Below are 18,719 nucleotides of genomic sequence, written 5' to 3' on the forward strand. Positions count from 1 at the left end.
GTCCGCGGCACTGGACGCCGGGCCGTTTCGACCGTGTGGATATCCTGACCCGGCGCCACCCGGACTGGCGCCCATTGAACCGTGCAGTTGTGGAGTCCCCGACCGACATGTCCTTGCCCCGCGTGCTCGTCACCTCCTGCCGCGAGTTGTTGACGCTCGCGCCCCGCGTCCCGTTCGGGCACGAGCACAGCCGGGAACCCCGTCGGCCGGGACGCGTCGCGCTCGTCGGCGGCGCCCTGATGGTGCTCTCGCTCGGCCTGTGGGCGCTGTGGACCTACCTCAACCGCCGCGACATGTGGCACATGCTCGACCTGAGCGTCTACCACGACGCCGTGCACAGGTTGCGCGACGGCGACCGGATCTACACCGAGAACTACGGCAAGTGGGAACTGCCCTTCATCTACCCGCCGATTTCCGGGCTGCTCTTCTACATCGTGCTGCCGCTGGGCTTCGCCGGCCTCAAGTGGTTCATGGCGTGCCTGAGCCTGCTGTCGCTGTTCGCCGTGGTCTGGGCCTCGTGGGGGATGCTCGGCTACCGGCGCGGCGCGGGCCGGTTCGGGGTCAGCGCGGCCACCTTCGCCGTGGTCCTGTGGCTGGAGCCGGTGGAATGGACGCTCGTGTGGGGGCAGATCAACCTGCTGCTCCTGGCGCTGATCGTGCTCGACCTGGCGCTGCCCGACGATCGCCGCTACAAGGGCATCGGGGTCGGCGTCGCGGCCGGCCTCAAGCTCACCCCCGCGATCTTCGTGGTGTACCTGCTGATCACCCGCCGGTTCCGGGCCGCCGCGGTGGCCTCCGGCGCGTTCGTCGGCACCGTCCTGGTGGGTCTGGTCGCCGCGCCGTCGGCGTCCGCGTACTACTGGGCGAACCTGGTGTCGATCAGCGGCAAGGTCAATTCCAAGCTCAGCGTCGGCACCCTCAACAACCAGTCGGTGCAGGGCATGTTCACCCGTATGCTCGGCGACGGCGGGCCGGCCAAGGGGCTGTGGTTGCTGCTCTGCCTGGTCATCGGGGCGCTGGGCCTGCTGGCCGCGGCCCGCGCCTCGCTGTACGGCAACGAACTGGTCGGCGTGGTGATCACCGGCGGCCTGTCGCTGTTCGTCTCGCCCATCTCGTGGTCGCACCACTGGGTGTGGGTGGTGCCCGTGTTCGTCCTGCTCACGCACACCGCGCTGACCCGGGCGAGACCGCTGTGGTGGTGGCTGACCGGCGCCTTCTTCGCGTTCTTCGCGGCCTGGCCGATGCGACTGAACGTCCTCGGCGACTGGGACGGCACGCAGACGCTCCAGCCGTGGGGCCTGATCTGGCTCGCCCCCCGGGACGGCGACCGCGAACGGCACTGGACGCCGCTAGAGTTCGTGCTCGGCAACGGCTACCTGTTCGCCGGCATCGGGCTCACCCTGATCCTGGTCCTGCGCATCCTGCGCGACCGCGGCCCGCTGCCGACGCTTCCCGGGCCGGCCGCCGAGAGCACGACCACGACCGCCACGCCCGACAGCCCCGCCCCGGACCCGGTCTCCGGCGGCTCCGGGCGTCGCTGAGCCCGTCCGGCGCGACATAGGCTGACCTCGAACGAAGACCCACCGGAAGAAAGCAGAGGACCCGTGGACGCCCACGTGGACGCGGCCCCGCCGCCTACCCGGGAGGGCGGCGTCGACGCTCCCAGCGACCGGATCGTGACGATCCCCAACCTGCTCAGCTTCGCCCGCCTGCTCGGTGTCCCGGTCTTCCTGTGGCTCATCCTGGCGCCCGAGTTCGGCGGCCCCAAACACGACCTGTGGGCGCTCGCGCTGCTCATGCTCAGCGGGATCAGCGACTACCTGGACGGCAAACTGGCCCGCCGCTGGAACCAGGTCAGCAAGGTCGGCGCGATCCTGGACCCGGCCGCCGACCGGCTCTACATCCTCGCCACCCTGGTCGGCCTGACCTGGCGCGAGATCCTGCCGATCTGGCTGACCGCGATCATCCTGGGTCGCGAGTTGTTCATGGGCGTGGTGCTGTTGATCCTGCGCCGGCACCGCTACGGCGCGCTCTCGGTCAGCTTCGTCGGCAAGGCCGCGACCTTCAATCTCATGTACGCCTTCCCGCTCCTGCTGCTCAGCGACGGCACCGGACGTGTCGCAACTCTCGCCGCGATCTTCGGATGGGCGTTCGCGTGGTGGGGTACTGCGCTGTACTGGTGGGCAGGAGTCCTCTACGCAGCCCAGGCCAAACGGCTCGTGGCCGCGGACAAGGCGAGTCGCACAGCGACCGCCGGGTAGCGAAGGGATCGCCGGACAACGCGGCGATCACGAGATACTCAAACCACGCCACCCGGCCCCGGCAATTCAGCCGTGGGTGCGGGTGGTGTGACGCGATAGGAGGACGAGACCGATGAAGGCCGTCGTCATGGCCGGAGGCGAAGGCACCCGCCTGCGCCCGATGACCTCCAGCATGCCCAAGCCGCTGCTGCCGGTGGTCAACCGACCGATCATGGAGCACGTGCTACGGCTCCTCAAGCGCCACGGGCTTTCCGAGACCGTCGTCACCGTCCAGTTCCTCGCGTCGCTCGTACGCAACTACTTCGGCGACGGCGAAGAACTCGGCATGAGCCTGACGTACGCGAACGAGGAGACTCCGCTCGGCACCGCGGGCAGCGTCAAGAACGCCGAGGAGGCGCTCAAGGACGACACGTTCCTGGTCATCTCCGGCGACGCACTCACCGACTTCGACCTCACGGCGCTGGTCGAGTACCACCGTGCCAAGGGGGCCCTGGTCACCGTCTGTCTGACCCGGGTGCCCGACCCCCTCGAATTCGGCATCACGATCATCGACGACGAGGGGCGGGTGGACCGGTTCCTGGAGAAGCCGACCTGGGGTCAGGTCTTCTCGGACACCGTCAACACCGGCATCTACGTGATGGAACCCGAGGTCTTCGACTACGTCGCCGCGGGTGTGTCCGTGGACTGGTCGGGTGACGTGTTCCCCAAGCTGCTCAAGGAGGGCAAGCCGATCTACGGCTATGTCGCCGAGGGCTACTGGGAGGACGTCGGCACCCACGAGAGCTACCTCAAGGCCCAGGCCGACGTGCTCACCGGCAAGGTCGACGTGGACATCGACGGCTTCGAGCTGTCCCCGGGCGTATGGGTCGCCGAGGGCGCCGAGGTGGACCGCGAGGCGATCCTCAAGGGCCCGCTCTACATCGGCGACTACGCCAAGGTCGAGGGCGGCGTGGAACTGCGCGAACACACCGTGCTCGGCTCCAACGTGGTGGTCAAGCGCGGCGCGTTCCTGCACAAGGCGGTGGTGCACGACAACGTCTACGTCGGCCCGCAGACCAATCTGCGCGGCTGTGTGATCGGCAAGAACACCGATGTGATGCGCGCCGCCCGGATCGAGGAGGGCGCGGTCATCGGTGACGAGTGCCTGATCGAGGAGGAGTCGCTGGTCGCCGGCGACGTGCGGATCTACCCGTTCAAGACGATCGAGGCCGGCGCGGTCGTCAACACCTCGGTGATCTGGGAGTCGCGCGGTCAGAAGTACCTGTTCGGCCCGCGCGGGGTCTCCGGCATCCTCAACGTCGAGATCACCCCCGAACTCGCCGTCCGGCTGGCCGGGGCCTACGCCACCACGCTCAAGAAGGGCGCCACCGTCACCACCGCGCGCGACCACTCGCGCGGTGCCCGGGCGCTCAAGCGCGCGGTGATCTCCGCGCTCCAGGCCAGCGCGATCAACGTGCGCGACCTGGAGAACGTGCCGATGCCGGTGGCCCGTCAGGAGACCGCGCGCGGCTCGGCCGGCGGGATCATGATCCGCACCACGCCCGGGGTGCCGGACTCGGTGGACATCATGTTCTTCGACGAGCGCGGGGCGGACCTCTCGCAGGCCGCGCAGCGCAAGCTCGACCGGGTCTTCTCACGCCAGGAGTATCGCCGGGCCTTCCCCGGCGAGATCGGTGAACTCACGTTCCCCGCGCGGCCGTTCGACAGCTACTCCGGATCACTGCTGAAGGCCCTGGACATCACCGGGGTGCCCGAGTCCGGGCTCAAGGTGGTGGTGGACGCCGCGCACGGCAACGCCGCGCTGCTGTTGCCCAGCATCCTGGGCCGGCTGGGCATCGACGCGCTCACCGTCAACTCCGGGCTCGACGACGCCCGGCCCACCGAGACCGTCGACGAGCGGCACGAGGGGCTGTTGCGGCTCGGCGAGATCGTGGCCTCCTCGAAGTCCGGGTTCGGCGTGCGCTTCGACCCGGTCGGCGAGCGCATGTCGCTGGTGGACGAGCGCGGGCGGATCATCGACGACCACCGCGCGTTGCTCGTACTGCTCGACTGCGTGGCGGCCGAACGCGGCGGCGGCAAGATCGCGCTGCCGGTGACCACGACCCGGATCGCCGAGCAGGTTGCGGCCTATCACGGTGTCCAGGTGCAGTGGACCACCACCTCGCCCGACGACCTGGCGCGGGCCGCCCAGGCCGAGGACACGATCTTCGGCGGCGACGGGCGCGGCGGGTTCGTCATCCCCGAGTTCAGCACCGTCTTCGACGGCACCGCCGCGTTCGTCCGGCTGATCGGCCTGGTCGCGCGCACCCAACTGACGCTGAGCCAGATCGACGCGCGCATTCCGCGCGCACACGTGCGCCGGCGGGACGTGGCCACGCCGTGGGCGGCCAAGGGCATGGTGATGCGCCGCGTGGTCGAGGCCGCGGGCGACCGGGAGATCGACACCACCGACGGCGTGCGCGTGGTGGAGACCGACGGCCGCTGGGCGCTGGTACTGCCGGACCCGGCCGAGGCGGTCACGCACGTGTGGGCCGAGGGTCCCGACGACGACGCCGCGGACGAACTCCTCGACGAGTGGAGCCGGGTGGTGGAGCACGCGGGCGACTGACGCCCGGTCACCCTCGCTCCGATCCCGCTCGCCGGCCGCCGCCGTCGGCGGTGGCCGGGAGTGTCTTGTAGGGTCTCTTCCGGCCGTGGATCGCCGCACGCGATCCGCGGCCGGATCCCGTATCGGACCCTGCAACGGGCACTCCGACCGGCATGGAACGATGGGGCGCATGTCAACGCGGGAGACACCGGGAACAAGCCGGTACAGGCGGCCGGACGCCTCGATGTCCCTGCTCGTGGACATGATGACCAACAGCCTCGACGCCGGCTACGCGGAGGCCACCGCGCGGCGTGCGGTGCGCGGCGACACCGGCATGAACAAGGGCCCGCTGGCCCGGATGCTCGCGGTCGTCGGGGTCGCGCTGATCGCGATGATCCTGATGGTCGCCGCGATGAAGGTGCACGCCGCCGCGCCGCAGGCCGAGCGCGAGCGGCACCAGCTGGTCGACCGCATCCACGCCGACGAGGCCGAGGTGGACGGCCTCCAGTCCACCGTGGAACGGCTGCGCGACGAGGTGGACGCGATCCAGGAGGTCTCCCTGCCCAGGGGGGCCAAGGACCGCGTCGAACTGCTCGCGCTGCTCACCGGATCCGAACCGGTCGAGGGGCCGGGGCTGAAGGTGGTCGCCGACGACGCCAAGGGCTCGGACAACAGCAACGGCACCAGCGACCCGCGCCAGGCCGAGGCCGCGGCCAACGGCCGGATCCTGGACCGGGACCTCCAGCGGCTGGTCAACGGCCTGTGGAAGGCCGGCGCCGAGGCCATCTCGATCAACAACCAGCGGCTGACCGCGCTGTCCGCGATCCGCGCCGCCGGCGCCTCCATCCTGGTCGACAACCGCCCGCTGGCGCCGCCCTATACGATCCTGGCGATCGGCAACGCGAAGCCGATGCAAGTGGAGTTCATGGTCGGCGCGGACGGGCGGTATCTGCGCCAGTTGCAGGAGAACTACGGGATCCGGGTCAACCTGAGCGCGCAGAAGAAGATGAAGCTGCCCGCCGCCCTGGGTACCTCGCTGCGCTACGCGAACCCGGCGGGCGCACCGCCGCCGGCCCCGCCGCCGAGCACCCCGGCCAAGCCGACCCCGAGCCCACCGCCCGCCACGCCCACGGGCACCGGCGGACCGCCGAGCGGTTCGGCCCGGCCGACCGGCGCGCCGACAACGTCGCAAAAGGCGACCGAACGAAAGGGTAAACAGTGATCGCGGTCCTCGGCCTGGTCCTCGGGGTCGTGGTCGGGTATCTCGCCCGACCCGTGATCCCGCACGAGCTGGAGCCGTACCTGCCCATCGCGGTCGTGGCCGCCCTCGACGCGGTCTTCGGCGGCCTGCGCGCACTGCTCGACGGCATCTTCGACGACAAGGTCTTCGTGGTCTCGTTCCTGTCGAACGTGGTCGTGGCGGCCCTGATCGTCTTCCTCGGCGACAAGCTGGGCGTCGGCGCGCAGTTGTCCACCGGCGTGGTGGTCGTGCTCGGCATCCGGATCTTCTCCAACGCGGCGGCCATCCGGCGGCACGTCTTCCGGGCCTGACGGGGAGTCACACATGGCCGACGAAACGGACGAGACGCGCGGGCGACACGCCCGCCATGACGAGGACCCCCGTGAGTTGGGGCTCCCGCGCCCGCCGGAGGAGCCGCAACGCCCGCCGGCGCGGGAACCGGCTCCGGCTCCGGCTCCGATTCCGGATCCGGACCCCGATCCGGAACCGGTGCCGGCCCCCGGGATCGAGCCGGAGCCGGAGGCGCCGTCCGCCCGCAAACCCACGATCGAGACCCGGCGCCCGGTCGACCTCTACCACGAGGGTCGGCACATCCGGGAGCGGATCCGCGAGCAGGCCGCCGAGGTGACCTCGGAGATCGCGCCGATCATCGCGCCGGTGCGCGAGTCCGCACACGAGATCCGGCACAAGCTCCCGGCGCGCGAACCGCGTGAAACACCCGAACCGGGCGACCCGTCCGAACTCCCGCACGCGGGGGCGCGCGCCGAAGCGCGCGACACGCCCGGGCCGGAATCGGATTCGGTCGGGGCCGCGCCGCCCGACGGGGCGGACCGGGTCGATCCGCATCCGGTCGCGTCGCACGCCGCCGAGCCGGTCGACGACCAGCCGGGTCGGCGCCGGCTGATCGAGGCGTTCTGGCCACCGCGCGTGAGCCGGGCCCAACTCGTGGGCGCCGTGCTGCTGTTCGCGCTCGGCGCCGGGCTGGCCATCCAGGTCAGATCGAACAACGAGTCGGACCCGCTGCGCGGCGCGCGGCAGGAGGACCTGGTCCGGGTGCTGGACGAACTCAACGCGCGCACACGGCGGTTGGAGGACGAGAAGCACCGCCTGGAGAACAGCCGCACACAGCTGCAGAGCAGCAACGACCGGGTCCAGGAGGCCCGGCAGCAGAACGCGGCCAAGGCGGACGCCCTGGGCGTGCTGGCGGGCACCGTCAAGGCGAGCGGGCCCGGCATCACACTGACGATCACCGATCCGCAGCGGCAGGTCACCGGCGACGTGCTGCTCGACACGCTCCAGGAACTGCGTGCGGCGGGCGCCGAGGTGATCCAGATCAACGATGTCCGCGTGGTGGCCGGTACCTGGTTCAATGGCACGCCGCCGGGTGACATCGTGATCGACGACGTCAAGGTGCTGCCGCCGTACGTGTTCAAGGTGATCGGCAATCCGCAGGATCTCCAGCCCGCGCTGAACATCCCCGGAGGCGTGGTGAAGACGCTGGAGAAGAAGCAGGCGGGGGCCATCGTCACCCCCTCGCAGGACGTGCAGATCGACGCCTTGCGGCCTGCGAACAAGCCTGGTTACGCTCGCTCGGCACCGGGCGCCGGTAACGGGTGAGCACACCTGACAGAATCAGTCCGCCGGTCGCCGTCGGTGCATCACTCATCAGGCAAGAAGGGCAGGCTGTCCGCATGTACCCCGCAGATCTCGCGTACACGACGGAGCACGAATGGGTGCGCGTCATGGAAGAGATCTCCGGGACGGTGCGGATCGGCATCACCGAATTCGCGCAGGACGCGCTCGGTGACATCGTCTACGTCACGCTGCCGCCGGTCGGCACCCGCGTCGTGGCCGGAGAGCCCTGCGGCGAACTGGAATCGACCAAGAGTGTCAGCGACCTCTTCGCGCCGCTCGACGGCGTCGTGACCACCGTCAACGACGCGCTCGACGGTGCACCGGAGTTGGTCAACTCCGATCCCTACGGCGATGGTTGGATGTTCGAGGTGCGCCTCGACGACCCCGCCGCCCCGGCCGCGCTCTTGGACGCGGCCGCCTACCAGAACAGCCTGGGCTCCTGACGGCCCGGCGAAGCGGTAGGCAGTCCATCACCACGACCCACTCCTCCTGCCCCACGGGCGGGCCAGGTTCTCTCGGGGAGGTTCGCCCGTGAAGTTGTTCGCGAAATTGTTCGGTCGTTCCCGTCGCTCCGGCGACGCGCCGGCTGCCGATGCGGGAAGGTCCGGCAATCCGCCGGCCGCCCCGCCGACGATGCCGCCGGGTTCCCCTTACGGGGCCTCCACCGGCGCGTCGCCCGCTCCCGCCCCCGCCCCCCGGATGGGCGAATCCGACGCCACCGCCGGGCATGTCGCTGTTGACCAGGAACACACGGCGCGCATAAGTTTCGGACAACTCTCGACCGAAGGTCGAGGTTCGACCGGGACGGGTCAGGAGGCCGACGTGGTCGTGTGCGGCACCTGTGGGCATCACAACCCGCCCGGCGGCCGATTCTGCTCCAACTGCGGCGCGCGCCTGGGCGCCGGCGCCGAGCGGGCGTCGGAGCAGACCTCGACCATCTCGATCAGCGGCATCGAGGCGCTGGACGCGGAACCCGCGCCCCGCGAGATCCTGACCCCCGAGGCGCAGGCCGCGGTGGACGCGCTGCCGCCGGGGACCGCGCTCCTCGTGGTGCGTCGGGGCCCCAACTCCGGCAGCCGCTTCCTGCTCGACTCGGACCGCACCACGGCCGGTCGGCACCCGCAGAGCGACATCTTCCTCGACGACGTGACGGTCTCGCGCAAGCACGCCGAGTTCCGCCGCACCGCCGGGGGCTTCGCGGTCGCCGACGTGGGCAGCCTGAACGGCACCTACGTGGGCCGCGAGCGCATCGACGAGGTCCCGCTGGCGCCGGGCGACGAGGTCCAGATCGGCAAGTACCGGCTGGTCTTCTTCCCGAGCAGGCAGGGGCTGATGGGGTGAGTCCGGCGGCGGCCGGATCGGTCTCCTCGAGCATCGGCGGGGTGTTGACCCTGTTGCGTCCCGAGTTCCCGGACATCAGCATCTCCAAGATCCGGTTCCTCGAGGCGGAAGGGCTCATCGAGCCGCAGCGGAGCCCGTCGGGCTACCGCAAGTTCGGCCCCGCCGACATCGAACGACTGCGCTACGTGCTGCGTGTGCAGCGCGACCGCTACCTGCCGCTGCGGGTGATCAAGGACCAGCTCGACGCGATGGATCGTGGGCTCGAACCGGCCGGCCCGACCCCGGCCGAATCCGAGCACCCCCAAAACGGGGGCGGCGATCCCGGAGCGGCCGGCCGGGACGGGGGCACGGTGCTCCTGGACCGGCCGGGGCTGATCGCCGCGGCCGGCATCCAGGACGCGGACCTGGCCCGCCTGGAGGAGTTCGGCCTGATCCAGCCGCACCGGCCGCGCCCCGACGAGGCCGGTGCGGACGCGGCCCAGGAGGGTGTGGTCTACGACGGGGACGCGCTCGTGGTGGCCCGCCTGGTGGCCGCGCTCGGCCGCTACGGCGTCGAGCCGCGCCACCTGCGCCAGGCCAAGGCCGCGGCGGACCGCGAGGCCGCCCTGGTCGAGCAGATCGTCGCGCCGCTCCTGCACCGCAGGGGCGCCCGCGCCAAGGCGGGCGCCGAGGAGACCGTCCGCGACCTGCTGGCGCTCACCTCGCGCCTGCACACCGTCCTGGTCACCTCCGCGCTCGCGCCACGCCTGGGCCGCTGACCGGCGCGCCCGCTCGGCGCCCTACCCCGGCGTACGGTCGCCGCCGGGCCCCGGACCCGAGCCGACCCCCGGCGGCGCCACGAAGAAAAAACGACGAATCCCCGACCTATTCGGCCCCCGGGGATCGGTCACCGACAGTCGGGCGCGCTAGTGTGGCGATGTGAACGAGCTAGAGGTTGTGGGCGTCCGGGTGGAGATGCCCTCTAACCAGCCGATCGTGCTCCTACGGGAGACGGGGGGCGATCGTTATCTCCCCATCTGGATCGGCCCGGTAGAGGCGACGGCCATCGCGTTCGCCCAACAGGGCGTGGTACCCGCGCGTCCTCTGACGCACGATCTCTTCCGGGACGTGCTGGAGGCGTTGGGGCAGGAATTGACCCAGATCCGGATCACCGACCTGCGCGAGGGCGTGTTCTACGCCGAGCTGGTCTTCTCCGGCGGCGTGGAGGTCAGCGCGCGCCCGTCGGACGCGATCGCGCTCGCGCTACGCACCGGGACGTCGATCGTGGGCAGCGACGCGGTCCTGGACGAGGCCGGCATCGTGATCCCCAACGAGCAGGAGGACGAGATCGAGAAGTTCAGGGAGTTCCTGAACGACATCTCGCCCGAGGACTTCGGCACCACGAGCCAATAGCCGGCCCGCCCCGGCCCGGCGCATCCTCGGAACCGTCGACCGACCCCCTCGCCTCCTCGGCGACCGGGTCCCGGTCGGCGGTTCTTCGCGTCTCGGACCGATCAGGGTCGATCGGTTCCGGGCAGAAGCGATCAGTGGCAAAGCCGGCAGACCTACCCGTGTGCGCCGGGATCAAACCACTCGTGCGAGCAGCGTCACTCGGCGTGCCGAACGGCCCGGTCGTTGACGCGCTGTTGGTGACTGCCTACCGTCGAAATCGACAGTTCCGGGATGACCCCTGCGCGTTGCACCTCGCCGCCTGCGGCCCGGGACTGAAAGAGACTCCTCGCGCCGTACCCGGGCGCGCGGGGACGAAAGGGAGGTCGGCGTGAGCAGCACCGGCGACATCACGGCGGCGGAGCGCGCCCGCACGGCACGTCCTCTGCCGGCGACCGACCCCGGTGCGGGCCTCCGGCGGCCGGACGTCGTCCCACCCGGCACTCCGTCGGAGGACGTGGGCTACCGCGGCCCGACCGCCTGTGCGGCGGCCGGCATCACCTACCGGCAACTCGACTACTGGGCCCGCACCGGCCTGGTCGAGCCCACGGTCCGCTCGGCCCACGGCCCGGGCACGCAGCGGCTGTACGGCTTCCGCGACATCCTCGTGCTGAAGATCGTCAAGCGGCTCCTGGACACCGGCGTCTCGCTGCAGAACATCCGGATCGCGGTCGCCCACCTGCGCGGACGCGGCATCGGCGACCTGGCCGGGATGACCCTGATGAGCGACGGGGCGAGCGTGTACGAGTGCACGTCCTACGACGAGGTCATCGACCTGGTCCAAGGCGGCCAGGGGGTCTTCGGCATCGCGGTGGGGGCGGTGTGGCGCGAGGTCGAGGGCTCGCTCGCGCAGCTCCAGGGCGAGCACACCGGCACCGGGGAGCCGACCCCGCAGGTTCATCCGGGTGACGAATTGGCCCGCAGGCGTCGAGATCGCGCGGTCTGAGCGGCGACACCGCCGATGGGAACCGGCGCGCGGGGCGGGACGTCCACGTGGATGTGCCCCTTCGTCGCCCCACCCTGCCCCGCTCACGGCGTGCCCAACGGCGCGGCTACCAGGCCGTCGTCCTGCTCACGGCGGTCGGACTGGCCCCGATGACGGGGCTGCATCTGTACGCCGGGGACCGGGTGCGCTCGGTGGAACGGGTGCCCGCGCGCGACGTCACGATGGTGCTCGGCGCGGGCGTGCGGGGGGATCGGCCGTCGGATCTGCTGGCCCGCCGCCTCGACGTGGCGTTGCGGCTGTACCGGACCGGCAAGACCCGGGTGATCCTGGTCAGCGGCGACGGCGGCGGCAACCGCTACGACGAGACCGGGGTGATGCGGCGCTACCTCGTCGAGCGCGGAGTCCCGGACAAACGTGTCGTGAGCGACGATTCGGGATTCTCCACCTGGGAGTCCTGCGCCCGGGCGAAGCGGATCTACGGCATCGAGCGGATGATCGTGGTCACGCAGAGCTTCCATCTGCGGCGTGCGCTGGCGCTGTGCAAGGCCGCCGGCATCGATGCCTACGGTGTTCCGGACCGATCCCTGACGTGGGGCCACATCGGGCCCACCGTGTACGGAACCGGTCGTGAGGTGCTCGCCGCGATCAAGGCGACCGGAACGATCGTGTTCAAGCCGGACCCCCGGGTGACCGCCGGCCCCAGCGACGCGATCCGGCGCGCGCTGGAGGACTGACCGCCGGGACGACCGGCCGCCGCCCGGTGTCTCGCTTCGGCGCGTCCGAACGACCGTTCACCGAAGATGTCGGACCGGTGCGTCATGATTGCGCGGTGTGAGACAGGCGCCGGGCATCCTCCACCTCGACATGGACGCGTTCTACGCGTCGGTCGAGCAGGTCGCCAAGCCCAGCCTGGCCGGCAAGGCGGTCATCGTGGGCGGCATCGGCGCCCGGGGCGTGGTGGCCACGGCCTCCTACGAGGCCCGGGTCTTCGGCGTACGCTCCGCGATGTCCATCGGCGAGGCCCGTCGGCGCTGCCCCAACGCGGCCTTCCTCAGCCCCCGCTTCGGCCTGTACCGGCAGGTCAGCGACACCGTGATGGAGCTGCTGCACCGGCTGTCCCCGCTGGTCGAACCGCTCAGCCTGGACGAGGCGTTCATCGACCTGGACGCGGGCCCGCACGGCGACGCCCTGGACACCGCCCGGGTCACCGAGATCGCCGTGTGCCTGCGCGCCGACATCCACGCCGCCACCGGCCTGACCTGCTCGGTCGGCGCGGCGACCTCCAAACTGCTGGCCAAGATCGCCTCCGAGGCGGACAAGCCCGACGGGTTGTGCGTGGTGGTGCCCGGCACCGAACGGGCGATGCTCGACCCGCTCCCGGTGCGCGCGCTGCCCGGGGTCGGCCCGGCCACCGGCGACGTGCTGCGCCGGGCCGGCCTGGACACCGTTGCCGACCTGGCCGCGGTGGACGAGAGCGAACTGGTGCGCCTGCTGGGCCAGGCGCACGGACACGGCCTGCACGTCCTGGCCGCGGGCCTGGACGCGCGCCCGGTGGTGGCCGACCGGGACGCCAAGTCGGTGTCGGTCGAGGACACCTTCGCCACCGACCTGGTCGACCGTGAGCGGATCACCAGGGAGTTGGACCGGCTCTCGATCCGCTGCGTGGAGCGGTTGCGCGCGGCCGGCCGCTCCGGCCGCACCATCGTGTTGAAGCTGCGCCGCTACGACTTCAGCACGCTCACCCGCTCGGAGACGTTGCGCGGCCCCACCGACGACCCGGGCGTGGTGCGCGAGACGATCCGTCGCCTGGCCGCCCAGGTGGACGTCACGGGCGGGGTGCGGCTGCTCGGGGTGGGTGTCAGCGGCCTGGCCGACTTCGCCCAGCAGGACCTGTTCGGCGTCGCCGACACGCCGGCGGAGGGACCGGAGGACGACGACGCGGGGCGGACGGGGGAGGAGCCCGCCGAGGCCGGCCCCGAGCGGGTCTCCTGGTCCCCCGGCCAGGACGTGGTCCACGAGGACTTCGGCCCCGGCTGGGTCCAGGGCAGCGGCATCGGCCGCGTCACGGTGCGCTTCGAGGTCCCGGGCGGAAAACCGGGCCGGGTGCGTACGTTCGCCCTCGCCGACCCGGCGCTGCGACCGGGGGAGCCGCTGCCCCTGCCGGGCACGGGCGCCGCGGGCGACCGGCCCGCCGAGCCCGCCGACCCCGGCCCACCGCCCCCGTCACTCCCGTCGACCTGACAACCCGCACCCCTCCGGCCTGGCGTCCCGTCCGCATCCGATGCCACGCTGATACCGTTGAAGCCGCCCATTACGTTCGCGCGGGAGAGTCCTCGTGTCGTCCGCACGAGGCGCCGAAGGAGCAACTCCTCCCCGGAATCTCTCAGGCACCCGTACCGCGTGGTCGTGGGCACTCTGGAAAGCAGGATCCGCACGTGGCTCGCCGAGTCGGGTCGGATCCTCGCCGACGGTGCAAATCGCGTTCGTGGGACCGGCCCCGCCGGTGTTCCGGGCGGGGTGAAGCTCTCAGGTACCGATGACAGAGGGGGAGGCCGGTGGGCGCGCGACCCGCGTGTCCGTCCAGGAGCGATCCAGGAGGCCTTTCGCGATGACACCGCGCACCCCTGCCCCGACGCGTGCTCACGCCGTACTCCCCTCCGGCCCCGGCTCGTTGACCGGCCTGGAGGCCGCGTCGCCGTTCACCGGCCGGCACATCGGTCCGGACACCGACGAACAGGCGAAGATGCTCGCCGCGATCGGCTACGGGTCCCTGGACGAGCTGACCGACGCGGCGGTGCCCGCCGCGATCCGCGCGCTCGCGGGCTTCGAGTTGCCGGCCGCGCGCACCGAGGCCGAGGTGCTGGCCGAACTGCGCGAGCTGGCCTCCCGCAACACCGTGCTGACCTCGATGATCGGGCTCGGCTACCACGGCACCTTCACCCCGCCGGTGATCACCCGCAACGTGCTGGAGAACCCGGCCTGGTACACCGCCTACACGCCCTACCAGCCGGAGATCTCCCAGGGCCGGTTGGAGGCGCTGCTCAACTTCCAGACCGTGGTCACCGACCTGACCGGCCTGGACGTGGCCGGCGCCTCGCTGCTCGACGAGTCCACCGCCGCCGCCGAGGCGATGACGCTGGCCCGCCGGGCGGGCCGGGCCAAGAGCGACGTGTTCGTCGTGGACGCGGCCACGCTGCCGCAGACCATCGCCGTGGTGCGCACGCGCGCGCAGGCGCTGGGCATCGAGGTCGTGGTCGCCGACACCGCCGACGGGTTGCCCGAGGGCGGCTGCTTCGGGGTGCTGCTCCAGTACCCGGGCACCGACGGTCTGGTCCGCGACCTGACCCCGGTGATCGAGGCCGCGCACGCGCAGGGTGCCCTGGTGGCGGTCGCCGCCGACCTGCTCGCGCTCACCGTGCTGCGCGCGCCCGGCGCGATGGGCGCCGACATCGCGGTCGGCACCACCCAGCGGTTCGGGGTGCCGATGGCCTTCGGCGGCCCGCACGCGGGCTACCTGGCGGTCCGCGAGAAGCTGACCCGCAGCATGCCGGGCCGCCTGGTGGGGGTGTCGGTGGACGCCGACGGCGCGCCCGCGTACCGGCTCGCGCTGCAGACACGCGAGCAGCACATCCGCCGGGAGAAGGCGACCAGCAACATCTGCACCGCACAGGTGCTGCTCGCGGTGATGGCCGGGATGTACGCGGTCTACCACGGGCCGGACGGGCTCGCCTCGATCGCGCGCCGCACGCACCGCTACGCGGCGGTGCTGGCGGGCGGGCTGCGGGCCGGCGGCGTAGAGGTGGTGCACGGCGACTTCTTCGACACGGTCACCGCCCGGGTGCCCGGTCGGGCCGAGCAGGTGCTCGCCGCGGCCCGCGCGGCCGGCGTCAACCTGCGGCCGGTGGATGCGGACCACGTGGCGATCACGTGTGACGAGACCACGCTGCGGGCGCACGTCGAGGCGGTATGGGGTGCGTTCGGGGTGAGCGGCGACGTGGCCGCGCTCGACGCCGAGACCGCCGACGCGCTGCCCTCGGGGCTGCTGCGCGACACCGAGTTCCTGACCCACCCGGTCTTCCACACGCACCGCTCCGAGACCGACATGCTGCGCTACCTGCGCCGGCTCGCGGACAAGGACTACGCGCTGGACCGGGGCATGATCCCGCTCGGCTCGTGCACGATGAAGCTCAACGCCACGGTCGAGATGGAGCCGATCACCTGGCCCGAGTTCGCGAACATGCACCCCTTCGCGCCGGTCGACCAGGCGGCGGGCTACCTGGAGTTGATCGACGGGCTGGCCGACTCGCTGGCCCGGATCACCGGCTACGCCAAGGTCTCGCTCCAGCCCAACGCGGGCTCCCAGGGCGAACTCGCCGGGCTGCTGGCGGTCCGCGCTTACCACCACGCCAACGGCGACACCGCGCGCGACGTGTGCCTGATCCCCTCCTCCGCGCACGGCACCAACGCGGCCAGCGCGGTGATGGCGGGGATGCGCGTGGTGGTGGTCAAGACCGGTGAGAACGGCGACGTGGACCTGGCCGACCTGCACGCGAAGATCGAGCAGTACCGGGACACCCTCGCGGTGCTGATGGTGACCTACCCGTCCACGCACGGCGTGTTCGAGGAGGGCATCGAGCAGGTGTGCGCGGCGATCCACGAGGCCGGCGGCCAGGTGTACGTGGACGGGGCGAACCTGAACGCGCTGGTCGGCCTGGCCCAGCCCGGCGGCGCGATCGGCGCCGACGTGTCGCACCTGAACCTGCACAAGACCTTCTGCATCCCGCACGGCGGCGGCGGTCCCGGCGTCGGCCCGGTCGCGGTGCGCGCGCACCTGGCGCCGTACCTGCCCAACCACCCGCTCCAGCCCACCGCGGGCCCGGAGACGGGCGTGGGACCGATCTCGGCGGCCCCCTGGGGCTCCGCGGCGATCCTGCCGATCCCGTGGACCTACCTGCGCCTGATGGGCCCGGAGGGGCTCAAGGAGGCCACCCAGGTGGCCGTGCTCGGCGCCAACTACATCGCCAGGCGGCTCGCGCCGCACTTCCCGGTGCTCTACACCGGCCCGAACGACCTGGTCGCCCACGAGTGCATCATCGACCTGCGCGGGATCACCAAGGCCACCGGCGTCAGCGTGGACGACGTGGCCAAGCGGCTGATCGACTACGGGTTCCACGCGCCGACGATGTCCTTCCCGGTGCCGGGCACGCTGATGATCGAGCCGACCGAGAGCGAGAACCTGCACGAGATCGACCGGTTCTGCGACGCGATGATCGCGATCAAGGGCGAAATCGACCGGGTCGCCTCGGGTGACCTGCCGGCCGACGACAACCCGCTGGCGAACGCCCCGCACACCGCCGCGCTGCTGGCCGGCGAATGGGCGCACGCCTACACGCGCGAGGAGGCGGTGTTCCCCGCCGGCGTGGTGCCGGCCGAGAAGTACTGGCCGCCGGTGCGTCGGATCGACGGCGCCCAGGGCGACCGCAACCTGGTCTGCTCGTGCCCGCCGATCGAGGCGTACGGCGCCAACTGATCCGCAGCGCCCGCGCGGCCCGTCCCCGAGCCACCGCTCAGGGGCGGGCCGCGCCGTATGTCAGCAGCCGGGCCACCGAGGCGGCGAAGCCGGGCTTGGCGGCCAGGTCGCTGCCCAGGACGCCGAACATCAACGCGCCGCTGAGCGATTCGAACAGCAGATCCGCGTCCAGGTCCGGGCGGGCCTGACCACGCGCGATCGCGTCCGCGACGAAGGCCCGGAAGATTGCCCGGACCGGATCCATCCGGGCCACGAGCAGATCCTTCAGCTCGGGCTGGTCGCGGTACTCGGCGAGCAGCCCGGGCACCGCCGCCGCGGTCTCCGGGCGGCGGAAGGAGTCGAGCGCGGCCTCGGCGAAGCGCGACACGCCGGTGGCGAAGTCCTCGTGCGGCAGCGGCCGAAAGCTCATCTCGCGGGCCGGGTACACCGCCTCGTGCACCAGGTGCGCCTTCGACGGCCAGCGGCGGTACACGGTCGGCCTGGTCACCCCCGCGCGGCGGGCGACCGCGTCGATACTGACCCGGTTGTACCCCTGCTCGGCGACCAGTTCGCGGGCTGCGGCCAGGATCGACTCGTCGGTGCGCGGGTCACGCGGGCGACCGGGCCGAGGGGTGTCGCCAGTGTCGCCAATGCCCATGGGGACAAAACTCCGAGTCGTCGCGCGTAGCCGGTGCCGCTCGGACTGTATCGGGACCGCGGGCGCGGGGATGCCGGGTCGACCCGGGCTCCGGCCACGAGCCGCCGTCGGACCGGGTTGCGGGCAGACGAGAGCCGGAGGTCGTTCCGAGGGACCTCCGGCTCGTCAGGGCCGTGCGAACGGTTCAGGCCGCCGAAACCAACCCCACCCGGGGTCGGTGCGGGGCGATGGTGCGTCCGTCCGGCAGCAGTTCGCCCGTGTCCTCGAACAGGACGACGCCGTTGCACAGCAGGCTCCATCCCTGTTCGAAATGAGCGGCCACGACGACGGCGGCCTCACGATCGGGGCTGTCCGCCGGGGGGCAATGCGGTCGGTGCTGGCACATCCTCGTACCTTCTCTGTCTGCGCGGAGCGCGCCGGGCCCCATTGCCCGGCAGATCACAGTCTCCGCCTTGAAACCGCCTCGCGCAGGACTTATCGCGGTTCTCACCCGACTGCGCCCAAGATGTGACCACACGTGTGAACGGTCGGGTGTGATCAGCTGTCCGGAGCCCCCACGGCGGCCGGCCGGCGGGTACGCGCGGCCAGGACTTCGGCCAGTTCGGCCGCGGTGTATCCGCGCAGCGCCTGCACCCCGCAGGGCGCCGGGGCGAGCGGGATGAGCAGGTCGACACCGCCCGCCTCGTCCGCCAGCCAGAGCGCGACCATGTACATCCCGGGGACGTTCAGCAGGCGCGCCTCGTCGCGGCGCAGCAGGGTCCCCGGCAGTGCGCGGGCCGCTGCGGCGGCGGGCGCGGTGGCGACGGTGAACGGGCCCTCGACGAATCGGCCGACGCCGTGGCCGGTCGGGCCGGTGCGGACCTCGATGCCGCCGACGACCGTGTCGCCGGACCACATGAGCCAGCGCCAACCCACCTGCCGAGCGCTGCGGACACCGCGCTCGGAGACCAGGTCGAGCAGGTCGATCTCGAAGACGCGGTGCGGGAATCCGGCCGTGAGCGCGGCTTGATCGGCGCGGCAGTCGACGGGAAGCGATTCACGGGAATCGAGCACGGCTCGCGCCGCTCGTCGGGCCGATTCGGGAGCCTCGGGCACACGCAGGACCATGAGACCG

Annotated in this window: 17 protein-coding genes and 1 riboswitch; of the genes, 14 read left to right on the top strand and 3 right to left on the bottom strand. The window is 71.7% G+C overall.

All coding sequences use genetic code 11. The annotated features are described in order from the left end of the window. Positions 1–107: 107 nt before the first annotated feature. The 14 genes from ACWGR4_RS37005 (at position 108) to gcvP (ending at position 16,968) form a co-directional block, all read left to right on the top strand. Entirely contained in the window at positions 108–1,541 is a 1,434-nt protein-coding gene (locus tag ACWGR4_RS37005; protein WP_380000949.1) for a glycosyltransferase 87 family protein, read from the top strand. A gap of 63 nt (positions 1,542–1,604) precedes the next feature. Continuing rightward, entirely contained in the window at positions 1,605–2,261 is a 657-nt protein-coding gene (locus tag ACWGR4_RS37010) for a CDP-alcohol phosphatidyltransferase family protein (protein ID WP_201260924.1), read from the top strand. 112 nt (positions 2,262–2,373) lie between these two features. Next, on the top strand, positions 2,374–4,869 hold the full coding sequence (locus tag ACWGR4_RS37015; RefSeq protein ID WP_380000947.1) for a sugar phosphate nucleotidyltransferase: 2,496 nt from the start codon (positions 2,374–2,376) through the stop codon (positions 4,867–4,869). Between the two features lie 223 nt (positions 4,870–5,092). Then, complete coding sequence (locus ACWGR4_RS37020) at positions 5,093–6,070, top strand: DUF881 domain-containing protein (RefSeq protein WP_452129618.1); 978 nt, start codon at positions 5,093–5,095, stop codon at positions 6,068–6,070. Next, positions 6,067–6,399: a small basic family protein gene (locus ACWGR4_RS37025; protein WP_020548716.1), complete on the top strand. Its 333-nt coding sequence runs from the start codon at positions 6,067–6,069 to the stop codon at positions 6,397–6,399. The genes ACWGR4_RS37020 and ACWGR4_RS37025 overlap by 4 nt, the downstream gene beginning before the upstream one ends. Positions 6,400–6,766: 367 nt before the next feature. Then, positions 6,767–7,705, top strand: coding sequence for a DUF881 domain-containing protein (locus ACWGR4_RS37030; RefSeq protein WP_452129635.1), 939 nt, complete (start codon positions 6,767–6,769; stop codon positions 7,703–7,705). A 74-nt stretch (positions 7,706–7,779) separates the two neighbouring features. Continuing rightward, the gene (gene gcvH / locus ACWGR4_RS37035) at positions 7,780–8,166 is read left to right on the top strand and encodes a glycine cleavage system protein GcvH (protein WP_380000943.1); all 387 of its coding nucleotides are present in this window, start codon (positions 7,780–7,782) and stop codon (positions 8,164–8,166) included. A 379-nt stretch (positions 8,167–8,545) separates the two neighbouring features. Next, positions 8,546–9,064 (top strand): FHA domain-containing protein, encoded by a 519-nt coding sequence (locus ACWGR4_RS37040; protein ID WP_126640676.1) that lies wholly within the window; start codon positions 8,546–8,548, stop codon positions 9,062–9,064. Then, positions 9,061–9,822 carry a transcriptional regulator FtsR gene (gene ftsR, locus ACWGR4_RS37045; RefSeq protein ID WP_380000941.1) on the top strand — a complete coding sequence of 254 codons (762 nt, stop codon included), beginning with the start codon at positions 9,061–9,063 and terminating at the stop codon, positions 9,820–9,822. The genes ACWGR4_RS37040 and ftsR overlap by 4 nt, the downstream gene beginning before the upstream one ends. 160 nt (positions 9,823–9,982) lie before the next feature. Continuing rightward, positions 9,983–10,456: a bifunctional nuclease family protein gene (locus ACWGR4_RS37050; RefSeq protein ID WP_020548711.1), complete on the top strand. Its 474-nt coding sequence runs from the start codon at positions 9,983–9,985 to the stop codon at positions 10,454–10,456. A gap of 367 nt (positions 10,457–10,823) precedes the next feature. Beyond that, entirely contained in the window at positions 10,824–11,438 is a 615-nt protein-coding gene (locus tag ACWGR4_RS37055) for a MerR family transcriptional regulator (RefSeq protein ID WP_380000939.1), read from the top strand. A 47-nt stretch (positions 11,439–11,485) separates the two neighbouring features. Beyond that, positions 11,486–12,172 (top strand): SanA/YdcF family protein, encoded by a 687-nt coding sequence (locus ACWGR4_RS37060; protein ID WP_452129619.1) that lies wholly within the window; start codon positions 11,486–11,488, stop codon positions 12,170–12,172. 97 nt (positions 12,173–12,269) lie between these two features. Beyond that, positions 12,270–13,679, top strand: coding sequence for a DNA polymerase IV (locus ACWGR4_RS37065; protein ID WP_452129620.1), 1,410 nt, complete (start codon positions 12,270–12,272; stop codon positions 13,677–13,679). A 71-nt stretch (positions 13,680–13,750) separates the two neighbouring features. After that, a riboswitch (glycine riboswitch) is annotated at positions 13,751–13,847 on the top strand. Between the two features lie 199 nt (positions 13,848–14,046). Beyond that, entirely contained in the window at positions 14,047–16,968 is a 2,922-nt protein-coding gene (gcvP, locus tag ACWGR4_RS37070) for an aminomethyl-transferring glycine dehydrogenase (protein ID WP_380000932.1), read from the top strand. A 37-nt stretch (positions 16,969–17,005) separates the two neighbouring features. Here gcvP and ACWGR4_RS37075 read toward each other — a convergent pair whose 3' ends face one another. The 3 genes from ACWGR4_RS37075 to ACWGR4_RS37085 form a co-directional block, all read right to left on the bottom strand. Continuing rightward, entirely contained in the window at positions 17,006–17,605 is a 600-nt protein-coding gene (locus ACWGR4_RS37075; RefSeq protein ID WP_380037859.1) for a TetR/AcrR family transcriptional regulator, read from the bottom strand. 184 nt (positions 17,606–17,789) lie between these two features. Next, positions 17,790–17,990 (bottom strand): DUF5999 family protein, encoded by a 201-nt coding sequence (locus tag ACWGR4_RS37080; RefSeq protein WP_126640671.1) that lies wholly within the window; start codon positions 17,988–17,990, stop codon positions 17,790–17,792. Positions 17,991–18,142: 152 nt separating this feature from the next. Then, entirely contained in the window at positions 18,143–18,712 is a 570-nt protein-coding gene (locus ACWGR4_RS37085) for a hypothetical protein (protein WP_380000928.1), read from the bottom strand. Positions 18,713–18,719 lie beyond the last annotated feature (7 nt).

This window comes from Embleya sp. NPDC055664, assembly GCF_053618075.1.

Bases quoted from the DNA above. Each gene is read 5' to 3' on its own strand.
- ACWGR4_RS37080 (WP_126640671.1), bottom strand. From the start codon at position 17,990: ATGTGCCAGCACCGACCGCATTGCCCCCCGGCGGACAGCCCCGATCGT.
- ACWGR4_RS37015 (WP_380000947.1), top strand. From the start codon at position 2,374: ATGAAGGCCGTCGTCATGGCCGGAGGCGAAGGCACCCGCCTGCGCCCG.
- ACWGR4_RS37075 (WP_380037859.1), bottom strand. From the start codon at position 17,605: ATGGGCATTGGCGACACTGGCGACACCCCTCGGCCCGGTCGCCCGCGT.
- gcvP (WP_380000932.1), top strand. From the start codon at position 14,047: ATGACACCGCGCACCCCTGCCCCGACGCGTGCTCACGCCGTACTCCCC.
- ACWGR4_RS37085 (WP_380000928.1), bottom strand. From the start codon at position 18,712: ATGGTCCTGCGTGTGCCCGAGGCTCCCGAATCGGCCCGACGAGCGGCG.
- ACWGR4_RS37005 (WP_380000949.1), top strand. From the start codon at position 108: ATGTCCTTGCCCCGCGTGCTCGTCACCTCCTGCCGCGAGTTGTTGACG.
- gcvH (WP_380000943.1), top strand. From the start codon at position 7,780: ATGTACCCCGCAGATCTCGCGTACACGACGGAGCACGAATGGGTGCGC.
- ACWGR4_RS37020 (WP_452129618.1), top strand. From the start codon at position 5,093: ATGTCCCTGCTCGTGGACATGATGACCAACAGCCTCGACGCCGGCTAC.